Annotated in this window: 13 protein-coding genes; 8 read left to right on the top strand and 5 right to left on the bottom strand. The window is 51.5% G+C overall.

What is annotated here, in order from left to right:
• Window positions 1-141 precede the first annotated feature (141 nt).
• A complete protein-coding gene (locus tag BTJ40_RS20160) occupies window positions 142-825 on the top strand; it encodes an HAD family phosphatase (RefSeq protein ID WP_238152075.1) in 684 nt (227 codons plus the stop codon).
• 42 nt (window positions 826-867) lie between these two features.
• Window positions 868-2,052 carry an imelysin family protein gene (locus tag BTJ40_RS20155; RefSeq protein WP_238152074.1) on the top strand — a complete coding sequence of 395 codons (1,185 nt, stop codon included), beginning with the start codon at window positions 868-870 and terminating at the stop codon, window positions 2,050-2,052.
• Window positions 2,053-2,120: 68 nt separating this feature from the next.
• Here the strand turns inward: BTJ40_RS20155 and BTJ40_RS20150 are convergent, their stop codons facing one another.
• On the bottom strand, window positions 2,121-2,654 hold the full coding sequence (locus BTJ40_RS20150) for a DUF882 domain-containing protein (RefSeq protein WP_108734766.1): 534 nt from the start codon (window positions 2,652-2,654) through the stop codon (window positions 2,121-2,123).
• Between the two features lie 686 nt (window positions 2,655-3,340).
• Between BTJ40_RS20150 and BTJ40_RS20145 the strand changes: the two genes are divergently transcribed.
• The gene (locus BTJ40_RS20145) at window positions 3,341-4,768 is read left to right on the top strand and encodes a DUF1566 domain-containing protein (RefSeq protein ID WP_108734765.1); all 1,428 of its coding nucleotides are present in this window, start codon (window positions 3,341-3,343) and stop codon (window positions 4,766-4,768) included.
• A gap of 30 nt (window positions 4,769-4,798) precedes the next feature.
• Here BTJ40_RS20145 and BTJ40_RS20140 read toward each other — a convergent pair whose 3' ends face one another.
• The 4 genes from BTJ40_RS20140 to BTJ40_RS20125 all read right to left on the bottom strand — a co-directional run bounded on the left by BTJ40_RS20140 (window position 4,799) and on the right by BTJ40_RS20125 (window position 10,639).
• A complete protein-coding gene (locus tag BTJ40_RS20140) occupies window positions 4,799-5,977 on the bottom strand; it encodes a L,D-transpeptidase family protein (protein ID WP_108734764.1) in 1,179 nt (392 codons plus the stop codon).
• 61 nt (window positions 5,978-6,038) lie between these two features.
• Window positions 6,039-7,262: a murein L,D-transpeptidase gene (locus BTJ40_RS20135; RefSeq protein ID WP_108734763.1), complete on the bottom strand. Its 1,224-nt coding sequence runs from the start codon at window positions 7,260-7,262 to the stop codon at window positions 6,039-6,041.
• Window positions 7,263-7,450: 188 nt separating this feature from the next.
• A complete protein-coding gene (locus tag BTJ40_RS20130; RefSeq protein WP_108734762.1) occupies window positions 7,451-9,403 on the bottom strand; it encodes a murein L,D-transpeptidase in 1,953 nt (650 codons plus the stop codon).
• A 414-nt stretch (window positions 9,404-9,817) separates the two neighbouring features.
• Window positions 9,818-10,639: an NRDE family protein gene (locus BTJ40_RS20125; RefSeq protein ID WP_108734761.1), complete on the bottom strand. Its 822-nt coding sequence runs from the start codon at window positions 10,637-10,639 to the stop codon at window positions 9,818-9,820.
• Between the two features lie 93 nt (window positions 10,640-10,732).
• Between BTJ40_RS20125 and lgt the strand changes: the two genes are divergently transcribed.
• The 5 genes from lgt to BTJ40_RS20100 all read left to right on the top strand — a co-directional run bounded on the left by lgt (window position 10,733) and on the right by BTJ40_RS20100 (window position 15,383).
• Window positions 10,733-11,587 carry a prolipoprotein diacylglyceryl transferase gene (lgt, locus tag BTJ40_RS20120; protein WP_108734760.1) on the top strand — a complete coding sequence of 285 codons (855 nt, stop codon included), beginning with the start codon at window positions 10,733-10,735 and terminating at the stop codon, window positions 11,585-11,587.
• A gap of 6 nt (window positions 11,588-11,593) precedes the next feature.
• Complete coding sequence (locus BTJ40_RS20115) at window positions 11,594-12,427, top strand: thymidylate synthase (protein WP_108734759.1); 834 nt, start codon at window positions 11,594-11,596, stop codon at window positions 12,425-12,427.
• A gap of 9 nt (window positions 12,428-12,436) precedes the next feature.
• A complete protein-coding gene (locus BTJ40_RS20110) occupies window positions 12,437-12,946 on the top strand; it encodes a dihydrofolate reductase (protein ID WP_108734758.1) in 510 nt (169 codons plus the stop codon).
• 287 nt (window positions 12,947-13,233) lie between these two features.
• On the top strand, window positions 13,234-14,016 hold the full coding sequence (locus tag BTJ40_RS20105) for a DUF3450 domain-containing protein (protein WP_108734757.1): 783 nt from the start codon (window positions 13,234-13,236) through the stop codon (window positions 14,014-14,016).
• The gene (locus BTJ40_RS20100) at window positions 14,013-15,383 is read left to right on the top strand and encodes a MotA/TolQ/ExbB proton channel family protein (RefSeq protein ID WP_108734756.1); all 1,371 of its coding nucleotides are present in this window, start codon (window positions 14,013-14,015) and stop codon (window positions 15,381-15,383) included. Before BTJ40_RS20105 ends, BTJ40_RS20100 begins: the two co-directional genes overlap by 4 nt.
• Window positions 15,384-15,392 lie beyond the last annotated feature (9 nt).

Genomic DNA, 15,392 nt, shown 5'->3' with positions numbered 1-15,392 from the left:
GCATTGTTCCACAGCGGGGGGTTTACAGCAATTCAGTGACGCAGTCCGTGTGCTGTCGTGCGGCGCAAGGTAAAATCAGCGGCCGCACGGGGGACGTTTCCGGCATCCTGGCGGTCAAATGCTTATTGGGAACCTATAGTTATGGGAGAGTCGACAGTGCAATTGGCAATCTTTGACCTGGATAACACGCTGATTGGTGGTGATAGCGATCATGCCTGGGGTGAATTCCTGGTGGAGCGTGAGCACGTCGATGGTACTCGTTACCGTTCGGCTAATGACCGTTTCTATCAGGATTACCAGCGCGGTGAACTGGATATCTTTGCCTACCTGGAGTTCGCCCTGGAACCGCTGGCACAGCTTTCCCGTGGCCAATTGGAAAACCTGCAGAGCGAGTTTATGCAGGAGGTTATCAATGAATTGTGGCTGCCTCGAGCTCAGGAGCTGATTGGCGAACACCGCCGCAAAGGCCATCACATCATGATTATCACAGCTACCAATCGCTTTGTGGTTGAACCCATTGCCTCGCGCCTGGGTGTAGATACCCTGCTGGCCACCGAGCCAGAGGAGGAGCAGGGGCGCTTTACTGGAAAAGTGGTCGGTGAACCCTGTTACCAAGGGGGGAAAGTTGTCCGGTTGCGCCAATGGCTGGCCCACAACCCGGAATACACCAGCAGTGAAAAGTGGTTCTACAGTGACTCCATCAATGATCTGCCGTTGTTGGGCGAAGTTGAGCACCCGGTTGCGGTAGACCCGGATGATCGCTTGCGCGCAGAGGCTGAAGCTCGCGGCTGGCCGGTGATCAGTTTGCGGGAAGAGAGTGAGTAGGTGCCAGCCAGTATTTGTGAAATGCACAAGATGGGGAATTGAGTGAACGGATCTATTATCCAGTCCCGGACCCTGGTTTTTTTAATCGGGGCCCTGGCCGGACTTTCTGCCTGTGAACAAAAAGCGGTAGAAAAACCGCAACAGGTATCACAACAGAGCATCGCACCACAGCCTGTAAACGAAAAGGCTGCGACCGAGTTGTCCCTGGCAATTTGGCAGGCGGGAGAAGCCCAGGTTATCCATGCTCATGCTGCCGTTGAAACTTTGCAGCGTGCAGTGGATGGTCTCCTGGCTCAGCCGGATGAAAACAAGCTGGAAAATGCCAGGCTCGCCTGGTTGGATGCCCATAGAGAGTTTGCAGCTGCACTGCCTTATATACAGCTGGCTTTTTCTTCGGGGAAGCTGCGCAGCCAGGGTAGAAAATTACTGTTATCAGTAGATAGCTGGCCCGCTCAGGCAGGTTATCTGGATACAGTGCCCGGTTATTCTGAGAGCGGTATTGTCAACGATACCGCGATTGACCTGACTTTGACGAACCTGCGCAAGCAGCACCGGCTGACAGCCCATGAAGAGGCCAGTACCGGTTTTCACGCATTGGAAATAATGCTCTGGGGGCCGACCAGCGAGCGAGTTGCAGAGCAGTTCCTGGCAAAGACTGACGGTGAAAAACCCGAGGCCCTGGCCGTTAATCGACGCCGCGAATTGACCCGCTTGATCGTTAAAGGCGTGGAAGAGGATATGGCGGGGCTGGCCCGGCGCTGGCCGACGGCGGCCAACAGCTTGTCTCGCCCCTATCTATCTCTGGGGCCGGTGGCCCGGTTGCAGCTGATTCGTGCAGCGCATACCAAAGTGATTGATGAGCAGTTGCTGCGCAGATTGCCAGAAAGCTCCGAAAGCGACGTGGAAAGTAGTCGCGCTGCGGATTCTAAACAGGCGATATTGGCCATTATGGCTACCCTTCAGTCAAACTGGATTCCAACAGGTGGGGGCGGTTTGGCCGAGCTGTTGCTGGATAGGCACCAGGTAGCGGCTTTAGAGCAGGCATTTGTTGATTTTGAGAGCTTGTTGTTGCAAATGGAGGACCCGATTGAGTTGGCGGAGCTGGCCCAGTTGGCCCAGGCGCGTAAACTCCTGGAGCGTATCGCCGGATTGATGGCGGGGACCACCCAGGTGCCCGTATCTGAACAGGATGTGATGCCGGTTAGCTTGCCGGTTGATGGCCAATAAACCTTGCTCTCACAGGCATAACAAAAAACCCGGCGACTGCCGGGTTTTTTGTGTCTATCGGGTAGGGATTACCAGCGGCGCACGGGGCCAGTATCCACGTGTACAAAGTTACTCTTCGGATAGTATCCGACACCGCCCGCTTTCAGGTCGAGAGCGGCCTGGCGCAGCTTCGACAGGGACACTCCCGGCATACGGATATCCAAGGCCATACCACGTGTATGGTAACTGCGTTTCGCTACGCCTCGGCCAGCTGCACGCAGCTTGGCATTGGTTTTAGGTGAACGGTATCCAGAGATAATCTCAATGGTGCCGTTGTAATTGAACTTCTCCTTCAGCTTGTAGACGATATCTAGAAGCTTGGGGTCCATTCGGGTCACTTCGTTGGCGCGGTGGTCACGAAGCAATTTGTTGAACTGCTTCAGGCCTCCGCTGCTGTAATCTCCGTTAGTCCAGTAGGCGGCGTCCAGCTTCTCCCCGGTGTGCAGGTTGCGCATTTTCAGGGTGCGGGAGCTACCTACTTTTGCGAAAGTCGGTCCGGCGCTGACGGCCGCCGCAGTTGCGCAGGTCACTGCCAGGAATCGACGTCTGGATGGATTCTTCATAATTCCGCCTCGTCGTTAAATCTCTCTTCGGTGTGCCGTGGGTGGCGCATCCGGGTACGGCGGAAAATGTACAAAAAATAACCAGTTGTTACAAACCTGAAGCTGCTAATTCGGAAATAATTAGATTGCCTGGGTGGTATATTTTTTCTTTTCCGCTAGCTGAAACCGGAATTTTTATTGCTAATCAGTCAATAGCGCTGAATAAGGTGGAGACAGCGTTGTCATTGCACGCTAATCACTAAAAAATTATTTTTCTGCGACTTATAGGTTTCATAGGGCGGTTTGGTCAGTGTACTTGGGAAGTATCCGATCACCTACTCGGTTTTGAGCTCTATAGCCTTCTTTGATTAGTGGCTGGTTTATCTATCTATAAGAAGACAACCCAGATACCTCTAAAGATAAGTGTTTGTATGTACATGTATATACAAATAATATAACCGCTGCCAGAGCAGTGTTTCTACGGGCATACAACTGTTTAGGTTGGCTACATATCCTGGTCAGGTCTCCAAGGGTTTCCAAAGCCGGCTGTATCACCATAACGAAAAATAATGATCACGTTGTACACCTGGCCACCGCGATGGATTCTGCATCTTGGTAAATTGTGTTTACAAATGTGAAGTTGCCTGAGATCAAAATCAATTAATGCTAGCTTGTTTTTTTTACTTATCTACTTGCGGTAAAACATTATGGCTAGCATATCTGGGGCCCGGTCTCGGCTGCCCTGTATTTCTTTAGTCGCATTGATCTCGGCTTCCTTTAGCCTGACGGTAGCAGCACTCGCTGAAAAGCAATCTGGAAAAAAAACAGACCCGACCAGTATTAACTACCCGATAGTAGATACGGCACAGGTCCAATTTTTTGATGATAAGGATGTAATTTCCAAGCCAAAGCCAGGTGATGATTTTTTCGGCCAGGATGCCCAGTACTCTTTCAATGAAATGAATTATTCCCTGGCTAAAGATGGTCTTACGGTGGTCGATAATGTTACCGGTTTGGTGTGGACCCAAAGCCCGGACTTAAACAGGGATGGTGAAGTTACCTCTGATGATAAGATCGCTTTCCGGGATGTTGAAGGGTATGTTGAAAAACTGAATCAAGCCCGTTTTGGTGGTTATTCTGATTGGCGTCTTCCGACGATTAAGCAACTCTATTCCCTGATGAACTTCAGCGGTATTGACCCCGCCGGTCCAAGTGAGACTAATGCCAAGCCCTTTATTGATACCCGGTATTTTGCATTTACCTATGGTGACGAAGAGAGAGGCGAACGCACTATCGATTCCCAATTCTGGTCCAGCAATATTTACACGGGTGATGTATTTAGAGGATCACCCGCAGTATTTGGCCTGAATTTAGCAGATGGCAGAATCAAAGCTTATGCAATTCCTGGTGGTGGTGGCCCGAAAAATTTTGCTTACTTTGTGCGCGGCAATCAGGACTATGGCAAGAATAAGTTTGTCGATAACAAAGATGGCACCGTTTCCGATCTGGCAACGGGTTTAATGTGGATGAAATTCGATAGCAAGAAGGGAATGAACTGGCAAGAGGCCTTAGCCTGGGCAGAGGAGAAAAATGCTCAAAATTTCTTAGGTTACAGCGACTGGCGACTGCCTAATGCCAAAGAGCTACAGAGTATCGTTGATTATCAGCGTTCACCGAATAAAACGACTTCTGCGGCTATTGATTCTACTTTCGAAATTAGCATTATCAAGAATGAAGGTAAGGAAAAAGATTTTCCCTGGTTTTGGACCAGCACCACCCATGTGAGTAGTAGAAAAGCGGGAGCCTCTGCAAACTACATTAGTTTTGGTCGAGCTATGGGGTATGAGGCAGAGAATTGGGTAGACCTGCACGGAGCCGGTGCGCAACGAAGTGATCCCAAATCCGGACAACTGAATGAAGTCGCTATTTATAAAGATGGGGGCTATCACATTAAAGGCTTGGCTGGACCGCAATCTGATGGTGACCGCCCTCAACGGCGCCCCCCAATGCTGGAGAACGGCTCCATAGCTGATGGAAATATGCCTAGACCTATGGGGCCTCCACCAGGCGGAACACCTGAGGATGCGATTCGAGTTGATAACTATGTGCGGCTCGTAAGAAATATCAGCGAGTGATCCGTCCGGAGTCAATTATTCAGAGACTCCTCAATTTGGATAGGGCAGCTCTTTATCTTTATGGTAAATATCAGGGCGGAATTGAGGGCGCCCATATTTATCTATCCAGGCAGTCATATAGACGATGTAAATACGGGGGGCTCCCTTTACCCGCACCGTGAGAGCGTCGTGCCCGCTGGCTGCCTCTGCTACACGGACTCTGTCCCAACCCTGTGAACGGAGAAGGAAGTAGGCCAGCTCTTCTGGGGCTTGTAACCTTACACAACCGTGACTTAATGCCCGTTGTTGAAGTTTAAACAGGCTTTGAGCCTGGGTGTCATGAAGAAAAATAGATTGTTTGTTGGGGATAACAAATTTCACTTTACCCAGGGTGTTTTCAGGGCCACTCATTTGCCTCAAGGTGGCCTTTCCTCCGGCTGCTTTGGCAATACTTTCCTCCGTAATGGGAGAGGATTTACCACTGCGATATTGCACTACTCGATAACCCCGTTTATGCATTGCCGTTGGGTTGTGTCGAGCCTTGGGTAACAATTCGGTAACCAGAATACTTCGGGGTACAGTCCAGGTTGGGCTGAAAACTATATTGGTTATGCGGGTGTGCATATTGGGAGTGCGAGTACTGCTCTTCCCAACTACCGTTTTCATATTGAGAGCGACGGAACCATCTTCCACTAACTGTAAGCGGTAGTCGGGAACATTGACGATCACGTATCGGCCATCATCAGGGAGATTGAGTTGCTCCCACCGGGATGCGTTCAATTCCATTTGCTGGGCTCGTTGGATAGGTGATACGGCTAGGGCTGCGAGTGTCTCTTCATCCGCAATACCAGTCATGTTTAACCCATGGCGTTTTTGGAAACGTTCCAATGCTGCTTGCAGTGCGCTGTCAAATCTTCGGGGATCTTTTTGTGGAGCGGAAAGTGGTCCGGGTTGACCGCGGTAATCCCCGTACATTTCCAGCAAATTGCGCAATTGCAGTACGCGCCTGCTTCTATCTCCCGGATATAAAGTTTCACCTTGAGAAATTGGTCGCCAGTTTTTCGCCAGTGCTCGGTAGGCCTGGGCTGTATCGCGCAGATGCTTACCGTCACTGACAGGCTCAATAGCGCTGGCAGGTTGCCCAGTGAACGATGCATTCAGTGGGCTGGCCGAGGCAATCACGAGGCTGATCAGTGCGGCTATGCCGAGTTGTAGCGGACCATATGCCATGGTGACTTCTCAATAGTGGTTACATCAATCATCACTATTTTCTTCACGCCCGTGCCTCCTGTTACTGATCCCGGTTGTAGATGTCCGGTCGAAACTGTAACTGTCCATTTTCATCGACCCAGGCAGTCCAATAAGCGATATAAACCGGTAGTGGGTTTTTCAGGGCGACACCGTGGGTGCGGCCACTTCCCAATGCGCGATTAATACGGGCATCACTCCAGCTGTTTTGCTGAGCAAGCATCATGCGGGCAAACTCCATTGGTTTTTCTACGCGAATACAGCCGTGACTAAAAGCTCGTTGGGATTTTTTAAATAAATGTTTGCTGTTAGTGTCGTGGAGAAAGATGGCCTGCCGGTTGGGGATAACAAATTTCACCCTGCCCAGAGCATTACCCGGTCCGCCTTTTTGTTGCAGAGAAACCTGCCCTCGGCGCACCGCGGCCACATTTCCACGGGTGAAGGGCACTGACCTGCCTCGATGATTCATCAGGCGGTAGCCTTTAGCCCTGAGTGCGGAGCTGCCCTTGGGTAATAACTCGCGCAGCGCAATACTGGGCGGGACACGCCATACAGGATTAAATTCGAGGCGGGTCATGCGGGTGGCGATTTGCGGCGTTTTATGTTTTGGCTTCCCAACAACCACACGCATGCGGAACTGTTCTTTATCATCCTCAATAAGACGCAGATTAAATTCTGGAACATTGACGATGATATAGCGAGGCCCTAAATCCTTCGGCAGCTTTTTCCAGCGTTCAATATTGGCCGCCAGAATTTTGGCGACCTTTTCTGGTGGGGTATTGAGTCGGCGTCGGGTCCCCTCATCAACCAATGCAGTTTGCTTTAAACCATGGCGTTTTTGAAATTGTTTAACTGCCCGCTGCAATGTCTTGTCATAGACCTCAGCATTAGCATTGTCTGTATCGTATTCTTTTGGATGGTAATCCCCATAGAGCATCAGCAAACTTCTCAGTTGCGCTACACGGGGACTGCGGCTGCCCGGTGCGATAGGCTGTCCCGAGCTGAGGGGCTTCCAGTGATTACCCTGTGCGAGTGTTGTGTAGCGCGCTAACTGTTCACTGAGTAGGGAAAACTGTCTCCCCTGAGGCACAAATGGATCAATGTTGCCGATTGGATCTGACTCGGCAGTGTCTTTTAATTCGGAAAGAGTTTGAGGTGAGTGAATACCCAGTGATATTGCTATAGCAATCGCTGCGGTACTCGCCCTGAGGAAGTTTTGTTTACAGCGTGGCAAAAAAACTGAAAGCGGTTTGTTGGCAGCACCCATAAGTCACCCCTGCAAGCAGTAAAAAATCAGTGAGATTAATCACTGTGCTCACATTGGTAACTTGTGACTGATGGTCTCTAAATAATTTTCAGGAATGGCTTTGCTGTAGATAGGGTATTTAATGGAATAACTCGGTAAAAATTACCTCTAGTTATAACCGGGACGACGAATCGTCGTCCCGGTTTCTTTTAAAATTGATTATCGGCAAGTCCATCTTTGCCATAAATATCCGGACGGAAGTTCAGGTTGCCCTGGCCATCGACCCAGGCTGTCCAGTAAGTGATATAAACCTTCACCAACTGCGACATATCCACCTCAGTGGTTTCTTCACCTGTGGTTAACTGGTCGATGCGCCACTGATCCCAATCTCCCTGGGGGCGAAGGAGAGCCTCAGCCAAGTGGCGTGGTTTTTCCAGGCGGATACACCCGTGGCTATAGCCGCGGGTGGTCAGTGAGAAAAGTTTACGTGCTCGGGTATCGTGCAGGTATACATCGTGAATATTGGGGATTTCAAATTTTATTCGCCCCAATATATTTTCCTCTCCGCCCATCTGGCGCATCAGGTAGGAACCTGCACCTGCAGCAGAAAGGTTCTGCGGGGTCAGGGGTAGCTTTTCACCTCTGCCGCTAATTACCCGATACCCCATTTTTTCCATGCCCGCAGGGTTTTTACGTGCTTTGGGAAGTATCTCATTTACCAGGATACTGCGCGGTACTGTCCAGGTGGGGTTGAAGACTACTTTGCTGACACGAGTGGTTATTTCAGGCGTTGCATGTTTTTTCTTGCCGACGACTACATTCATTGCCAGTTTGACCTGGTCGTTTTCCACATACTTGAGGCGATATGCGGGAATGTTGACCTGGATAAAGCGACTTCCCAGTTGTTCAGGTAATTCTTCGCGGCGCTTGATATTCATTTCAACAATTCGGGCGCGCGCAGCGGGGGACAGGTTGAGGCGCTTGCGGGTTGAGCGGCCAACAATACCGTCGGGTCTCAGGCCGTGGCGTTTTTGGAAGCGCATTACCGCCTGATGCAGGCCCCGGTCGAAGCGGTTGCGATCAGTTCCGCCGTAGCTGTAGTAAGACTGGTAGTCACCGTACAGGGCGAGAAGGTTGCGAAGGTGGCTCACATGTGGATGGCGCGCGCCCATGGTCATGGCAGGCCCAGGGGGAATTGGGCGCCAGCGACCGCTGGAGGAAATTTTGCGCAGTCGTTGCAGTTCTCCGCGCAGCGCCCGCACATCGTTGCCGTAAGGCTTGTTTTCTTCGTAGTAGGGGCCTTCGCTGTTTTCAGACCTTATAGGTGCGGAGGTGGAATTTGACCTCCCCTGGTTGTAATAAACCCGGCTGCTGCTATTGGAGCCACTATTGTTGTCGCGGTATGAACGGTATCGACTGCGCTCATAGTTGCGAGTGGTGCCGGAGTAGTTACGTCCAGAGTAATTACCGGAAGTATCCGTATTGTATTCCCGCGAGTAATAGCGGCTGCGCACATTGCTGCCGAGATTGGCGGCGCGATCGTATCCGCGAAAGTACTTGCGGCCACTGGGCTCATTTGAAGCCTGTTGTTCACCTGTACTGGTCGCAACCAGGCGGAATCCTTCGTTATCCCGCAGGACCGGTGTGATGCCACGGCGTGGACGGGTTTTGGGTTTGAGCCTGTCCAACTGTGTGTCCTGCGCGTAGGACACAAAGGCATCGGTCAGTAAGATATCCAATACCGCAGCCATCTGCAGGCGTTGTGGTGTGTCGCGCAGGGTGCGATCAAAGTATCCCAGGTGGTAGCGGTAGTCGACCATGCTGCTCGGATTACCGGAGCTGGCTGCAGTGAGTTGTTTCAGCAGGTCATTGGCGCTATCACTTAGGCTGTAGTTATCGAACCAAAGTAAACGGTAATCTGTGCGTTGGTAAATTTTTCGCACAGCGGCGGGGTTGAAGATTGGGTCTTGGGCTGGCCAGGCATCGGGGTTTTCTTCAAGCCAGTGCACTAAGTGAGGGCGAACAGCATTCTCCGGTAAAACGGGTACGGTCCTCTGGTTTGCGGCGAAAGCATAATAAAGAATGAAGACACAGAGACTACCCAGTGTCAGTAGTGGAAGTATAGATTTGCGTCTGCGATGCTCGGGGTTGAAATACGACATGGTACCTCAGCGATTCTGCAGGGGCCCGGTGCGATATTTTGGAAAATGCCGGGCGCCAGATCGTTCATACCTTCCCAACCTGTGGCGAGCCCATCCAGATACTCTGCGATATTATCGGTGACTCGCACGTGTCATGCGTCCCGCGCGACTTCCTTTTATTTAGACCTCAGGTGGAACCTCGCTTGCGCGAAACTCAACCTATTTCAGTCTGTGAAAGTAAGTATGGCAATAAATGCAAAATTTGCTTGGCGCTTCTTTCTTTTTAGAGTAGGGATTTGTGAATGATGAGTTTTGCGTCAAATTTTCTCTCTGTAAGCTAGAAAGAGGCGCTCTTAGTGGTGTTTATTTGATTTAGAGGAAGGCGCTTGTACAAAAAGTTATGCTCAATTTGTCTGCCAGTTCTCTTTATTGGACTCAAATTAGTGGTGGGGTAGTAAAGTGGCGCAGGGGGCCAGTTGGGTTGCCGTTGATAAAAGACTGCTCCCAAAGTTGGCTAGCTCCTCTTTCGTCGATAGTGATCACTGTGCTGGCTCGGGTGCCGTAGCCACCATTGCGCAGCATTGGGGCTGCCGCTGAGCTATCCGCATCAATCTGAATGAAAACAGGTGAGAGCGCCCGCTCAATTTCCAGCGGTAATCCCGTATGCGGGAGCTGTTGATCTGGCGCTGGGGTTCGATCTTTGAGCATTTCCAGGGCAGGTTCGACAAAGTTCTCAAAAGTGACCAATTGCTTAGCCCCAGGTACTATCCCGGCCAGTCCCGCCTTGCCCCTTTCAACTTTTGGCCAGGGTTCGTCCGGTGCTCCGTTGGAGATACCGTGAATCCCCCGTCTAAAAATAAAGGGTTTATGTCGGTTGCCTGCACAGAGCAGGTCATTTTTATTCTGAATATCGAATAACAGGGCGTTAAAGCCGCGATAGCGCTGTAGTTGTAAGCTTTGGTTAAATTCTTCGGGGCTATCTTGTCCACAGAGAAACTTCTGCGGTATTTCCCCGCGAGACAACGCCTCTTCAGGCTCTGGCTTACCAGGCTCTCGAATATTGGTTACCGCAGCGATGCGGCCTGGTGATATGCCTGCCCAGGTCCCTAGCGCTTCGAGGTCTTTGCCTGCAATCAGCTCAGTGCCTGGCCAGCGTGCTGCTGCGGCAGTTGGTCGTTGATAGAACTCATCCCTATTGGCGATCAATAGTAGTGGGTAGTTCGGATGGCATTGGTAGGCGAATAGCAACAGACACATGGGGACCTTCCCGGATCTAGGGATAAACCACCCTTTCACTGCGGGGGGCTTTACGACCATAATACGCTCTTTATTAGCAAGCGCGATTCCCCCATGCTGACCTATCCCGAAATTGACCCGGTGGCCTTTGCAATTGGCCCTTTAAAAGTGCACTGGTATGGGCTGATGTACTTGGCCGGCTTTGTTGCGGCCTGGTGGTTGGCATTACGTCGAAGTGCCAAACCCTGGTCACCGGTTATCAAATCTGAAGTTGAAGACTTGATCCTTTACTGTGCCATTGGTGTCGTTATCGGTGGTCGTTTGGGGTATATGTTCTTTTACAATTTCTCCCAGTTACTTGAAGACCCGATATCTCTGATCCGGTTGTGGGAAGGGGGAATGAGCTTCCACGGTGGGCTGATAGGGGTGATGTTGGCCACCGCACTCTACGCGCGCAAAATTGGCACAACCTTTCCAGCTCTGATTGATTTCGTTGCTCCTCTGGTGCCCATCGGGCTCGGGCTCGGGCGGATCGGTAATTTTATTGGTCAGGAGCTTTGGGGGCGTGAAACTGAAGGCCCTTGGGGCATGGTCTTTCCAAAGGACCCGGACCTTCTGGTCCGGCACCCATCCCAGTTGTACCAGGCCTTCCTGGAGGGATTGGTACTCTTCGCATTGCTGTGGTGGTTTTCCAGCAAACCGCGTCCACGCCTCGCTGTAGGCGGCATGTTTGTGATGCTCTACGGTGTATTCCGCTTCCTGGTGGAATTTGTCCGGGAGCCCGACGGGCATATTGGTTTTGACTTGTTTGGTTGGATGACTCGTGGGCAGCTGTTGAGCTTGCCGATGATTATTGCCGGCATTGCATTGTTGGTTTGGAGTTACAAAACCCAGCCCCTTCCTGAGGGCCGTAGTGAGCAAAATAAAGGCAAGAAAGCAGGGTCTTCCCGAGTTAAAGGCGGAGCATAGCAGTAGATGAAGCAGTATCTCGATCTAATGCGCCACGTGCGCGATAACGGCACTGTTAAGGGTGACCGTACCGGCACTGGCACCCTAAGCGTGTTTGGCTATCAAATGCGCTTTGATCTGGCGGAAGGATTCCCCCTGATCACGACGAAAAAGTGCCATTTGCGCTCGATTATTCACGAACTCCTGTGGTTTTTGCAGGGAGACACCAATATCCGTTACCTCCAGGACAATAAGGTGCGGATATGGGATGAGTGGGCAACAGAGGATGGTGATCTGGGCCCGGTCTATGGTCATCAGTGGCGCTCCTGGCCCACATCGGATGGTCGCCAGATTGACCAGATCGAGCAGTTGGTGCACCAGCTAAAAACCCGCCCAGACTCCCGGCGCCTGATGGTTAGCGCCTGGAACCCTGCTGATTTGCCGGATGAAGGCATTTCTCCCGCCGACAATGCCCGGGAAGGGCGAATGGCCCTGGCTCCCTGCCACGCCCTGTTTCAGTTCTATGTGGCTGACGGCAAGTTGTCTTGCCAACTGTACCAGCGAAGCGCAGATATTTTCTTGGGTGTACCTTTCAACATTGCTTCATATAGCCTGCTGACTCTTATGCTGGCACAGGTATGCGGTCTGCAGCCCGGTGATTTTATCCACACCTTTGGCGATGCTCACCTCTACTCCAACCACATGGAGCAGGTCGAGTTGCAATTGCAGCGTGATCCTCTGCCTCTGCCACAGATGCACCTGAATCCAGAAGTGGAAGACCTCTTTTCCTTCCGCTTCGAGGACTTTGAGCTGAAAGGCTATGAAGCCCACCCACATATTCCGGCACCAGTAGCGATTTAAGGGGCGGCAATGACGGTTTCTATTGCGTTGATTGCGGCAGTTGCCCGCAATGGTGCTATCGGCAAGGACAACGAGCTTCCCTGGCGTATCTCGGGTGATCTGCAGTTTTTTAAGCGGACAACCATGGGAAAGCCTGTAGTAATGGGAAGAAAGACCTTTGAGTCTATTGGTCGTCCGCTGCCTGGGCGGGTAAATATTGTCATTACGCGTAATACAGATTGGGTTGCGGAAGGGGTTGAGGTGGTCCAGTCTCTGGAAAAAGCCCTGAGTTTGGCTCAAAACTGCGCTTGTGACAGTGGTGCCAGTGAGGTGATGATAATCGGTGGAGCACAAATCTACCGCCAGGCACTGCCGCTTGCGTCCCGTTTGTATATCACTGAAGTAGACGCAAAAGTCGACGGGGATGCTTTTTTTCCCGATATAGATGACTCATGGGTCGAATCTCTGCGCGAGTGTTACCCGGCCTCTGACAAGAATGAGTACAACTACTCATTAGTCCAATATGACAGATTTAAATAAAAACAATTTGATCAAAAGTTGATCGATCTGTTAAATTCTCCGACAGTTCACATAGTGAACGTCGCCGTGAATGTGTGCAAGTGACTCGGTAATGTTACCCAAGTGTTACCTTGCTACTCAAGCGGGCCGATGCTGGCAATCGGCATTTGAATAATCAAATCGGCTGTTTACAATGTGCGGCTCTTAGCTGTCTTCTAACCAATGTTTTTAAAACAAAAGGACACCGCGTTGTGGCAGCTAACTCATCGCGACCATGTTGTGAAATATTGAACCCACTGGGGGGTCTAATGAAAACCAAGCGATTCATGGCTGTGGCGCTGACCACTGCGCTGTCTGCCGGCGCGCTCTACGGCAGCGTAGCCACTGCGGATACTCTCGATAACGTACTCGCCGTCGGCCAGCAGAAAACCACTGCGGCCCAGGCATCGCAAAAGCGCATCGATAAGATTGCCGACGAAACCAGCAGCCTGCTGCAGGACTTCAAGGTGGTCAATAAAGAAATTGATGGTCTGCGCGTATACAACCGTCAGCTGGAAAAGCAGCTGGCCAACCAGCTCGAAGTTATCAATGAGCTGGACGAGTCTATTGCCAACGTTACTGTGATTGAACGTCAGATTCAGCCGCTCATCCTGCGTATGCTGGACGGCCTGGAACAGTTCATTGAGCTGGACGCACCGTTCAAGCTCGAAGAGCGTATGGCGAACCTCAACGGTGTTAAGAGCACCATGGACCGTTCCGATATCAGTGTTGCGGAAAAATTCCGCCAGGTACTGGAACTGTACAACTTCGAAGCGGAATACGCCCGTAAGATCGACTCTTACCGCGATACTCTGACCGTTGCCGGTCAGGAGCGCGAGGTGAGCGTTCTGCAAATCGGCCGTATCGCCCTGCTGGCTCAGACTACTGATGCAGAAATTTCCCTCGCTTATGACAAAGCGCAAAATGCGTGGGTTGAGATCGATGCTGGTGAATACCGCCGCGCTCTCATGAACGGTCTGAAAATTGCCAAGAAGCAGGCCACTATCGACATCATGACCATGCCGATCCCGGCTCCGGAGGCAGCGCAATGAAAACCTCTTTCGCCAAACGCGTTTTAGTAGCAGCAGCAGCTGGCCTGATCAGCTTCTCTGCTGTTGCACAGGAGAAAGCGACTTCTCTGGATGATCTGCTGAAAATGGTTCAGCAATCTAAAGTTGCCGAGTCTAAAGAGCACAAGCAGCGTGAAGCTGAGTTCCGCCGTCAGAAGGCCAACCAGAATACTCTGCTGAACCAGGCTAAAAATACCCGTACTGCTGAAGAAAAGCGCTCTGCTGATCTGGAAAAGAAATACCAGGAGCAGGAAGTCGCTGTTGATCAGAAGCGTCAGCAACTGGACCAGCGCCTGGGCTCCCTGAAAGAGCTGTTCGGCCATATGTCCTCTACTGCGGCTGACCTGCGTGCCAACATCGGCTCCTCTCTGGTTTCCGCCCAATACCCTGGTCGTACAGAGTTCATCGACGGTCTTCTGGCCAAGATGAACAGTGCTACTCAGCTGCCGACGATCGAAGAGATCGAGCGTCTGTGGTATGAGATCCAGCGCGAGACCGTTGAATCCGGCAAGATCGTTAAGTTTAACGCGACTGTGATCAAGCCCAATGGTGAGCAGGCTGAGCAGGAAGTTGTCCGTGTCGGTAACTTCAACCTGGTTTCCAACGGTAAATACCTGGAAATGAACAATGCCTACAAAATGGCTGAGCTGATCCGTCAGCCGGATGCCAAATTCCAAGGCATGGCTGAAGCTCTGCAATCTTCTACCAGTGGTTTCAGTGCCTTTGGTGTAGACCCGACTGGTCCTACCGGTGGCTCCTACCTGAAAGCCATGATCAACAGCCCGGACATCGTAGAGCGTTGGCACCAGGGTGACATCGTGGGTTACATCATCACTGCTGTTGGTGTATTTGCGATGCTGTTGGCTATCTTCCGCCTGATCGTTCTGACCGGTGTTGGTGCCAAAGTGAATGCTCAGCTGCGTTCTTCTACCCCGAACACCAATAACCCGCTGGGCCGTGTACTGGCTGTTGCGGAAGAGAATAAAGGTGTAGACGGCGAAACTCTCGAACTGAAGATGGAAGAAGCGGTACTGAAAGAGCGTCCGGCAATCGAGTCCGGCCTCAACCTGCTGAAGATCATCGCGATGGTTGCTCCGCTGTTGGGTCTGCTGGGTACCGTTACCGGTATGATCGTAACCTTCCAGGCGATCACTATCTTTGGTGCGGGCGATCCTAAGGCAATGGCCGGCGGTATTTCCTCAGCCCTGATCACCACCGTTCTCGGTCTGTGTGTTGCTATCCCGACTGTACTGATGCACACCATCGTAAATGCCCGTGCCAAGCGTGTTCTGCATATTCTTGAAGAGCAGAGTGCTGGTATCGTGGCTGAAAACGCCGAGCGCAAATAAGAGGAGGCG

The sequence above is a fragment of the Microbulbifer sp. A4B17 genome, assembly GCF_003076275.1.
Lineage (GTDB): Bacteria > Pseudomonadota > Gammaproteobacteria > Pseudomonadales > Cellvibrionaceae > Microbulbifer.
Note: the sequence above shows the minus strand (reverse complement) of the source record. Positions and strands in the feature narration are given on the sequence as shown.

Excerpts from the sequence above, each read along its gene's own strand:
- lgt (WP_108734760.1), top strand. The coding sequence starts at position 10,733 with ATGCTGACCTATCCCGAAATTGACCCGGTGGCCTTTGCAATTGGCCCT.
- BTJ40_RS20115 (WP_108734759.1), top strand. The coding sequence starts at position 11,594 with ATGAAGCAGTATCTCGATCTAATGCGCCACGTGCGCGATAACGGCACT.
- BTJ40_RS20110 (WP_108734758.1), top strand. The coding sequence starts at position 12,437 with ATGACGGTTTCTATTGCGTTGATTGCGGCAGTTGCCCGCAATGGTGCT.
- BTJ40_RS20130 (WP_108734762.1), bottom strand. The coding sequence starts at position 9,403 with ATGTCGTATTTCAACCCCGAGCATCGCAGACGCAAATCTATACTTCCA.
- BTJ40_RS20140 (WP_108734764.1), bottom strand. The coding sequence starts at position 5,977 with ATGGCATATGGTCCGCTACAACTCGGCATAGCCGCACTGATCAGCCTC.
- BTJ40_RS20105 (WP_108734757.1), top strand. The coding sequence starts at position 13,234 with ATGAAAACCAAGCGATTCATGGCTGTGGCGCTGACCACTGCGCTGTCT.
- BTJ40_RS20100 (WP_108734756.1), top strand. The coding sequence starts at position 14,013 with ATGAAAACCTCTTTCGCCAAACGCGTTTTAGTAGCAGCAGCAGCTGGC.
- BTJ40_RS20160 (WP_238152075.1), top strand. The coding sequence starts at position 142 with ATGGGAGAGTCGACAGTGCAATTGGCAATCTTTGACCTGGATAACACG.
- BTJ40_RS20125 (WP_108734761.1), bottom strand. The coding sequence starts at position 10,639 with ATGTGTCTGTTGCTATTCGCCTACCAATGCCATCCGAACTACCCACTA.
- BTJ40_RS20145 (WP_108734765.1), top strand. The coding sequence starts at position 3,341 with ATGGCTAGCATATCTGGGGCCCGGTCTCGGCTGCCCTGTATTTCTTTA.
- BTJ40_RS20150 (WP_108734766.1), bottom strand. The coding sequence starts at position 2,654 with ATGAAGAATCCATCCAGACGTCGATTCCTGGCAGTGACCTGCGCAACT.
- BTJ40_RS20135 (WP_108734763.1), bottom strand. The coding sequence starts at position 7,262 with ATGGGTGCTGCCAACAAACCGCTTTCAGTTTTTTTGCCACGCTGTAAA.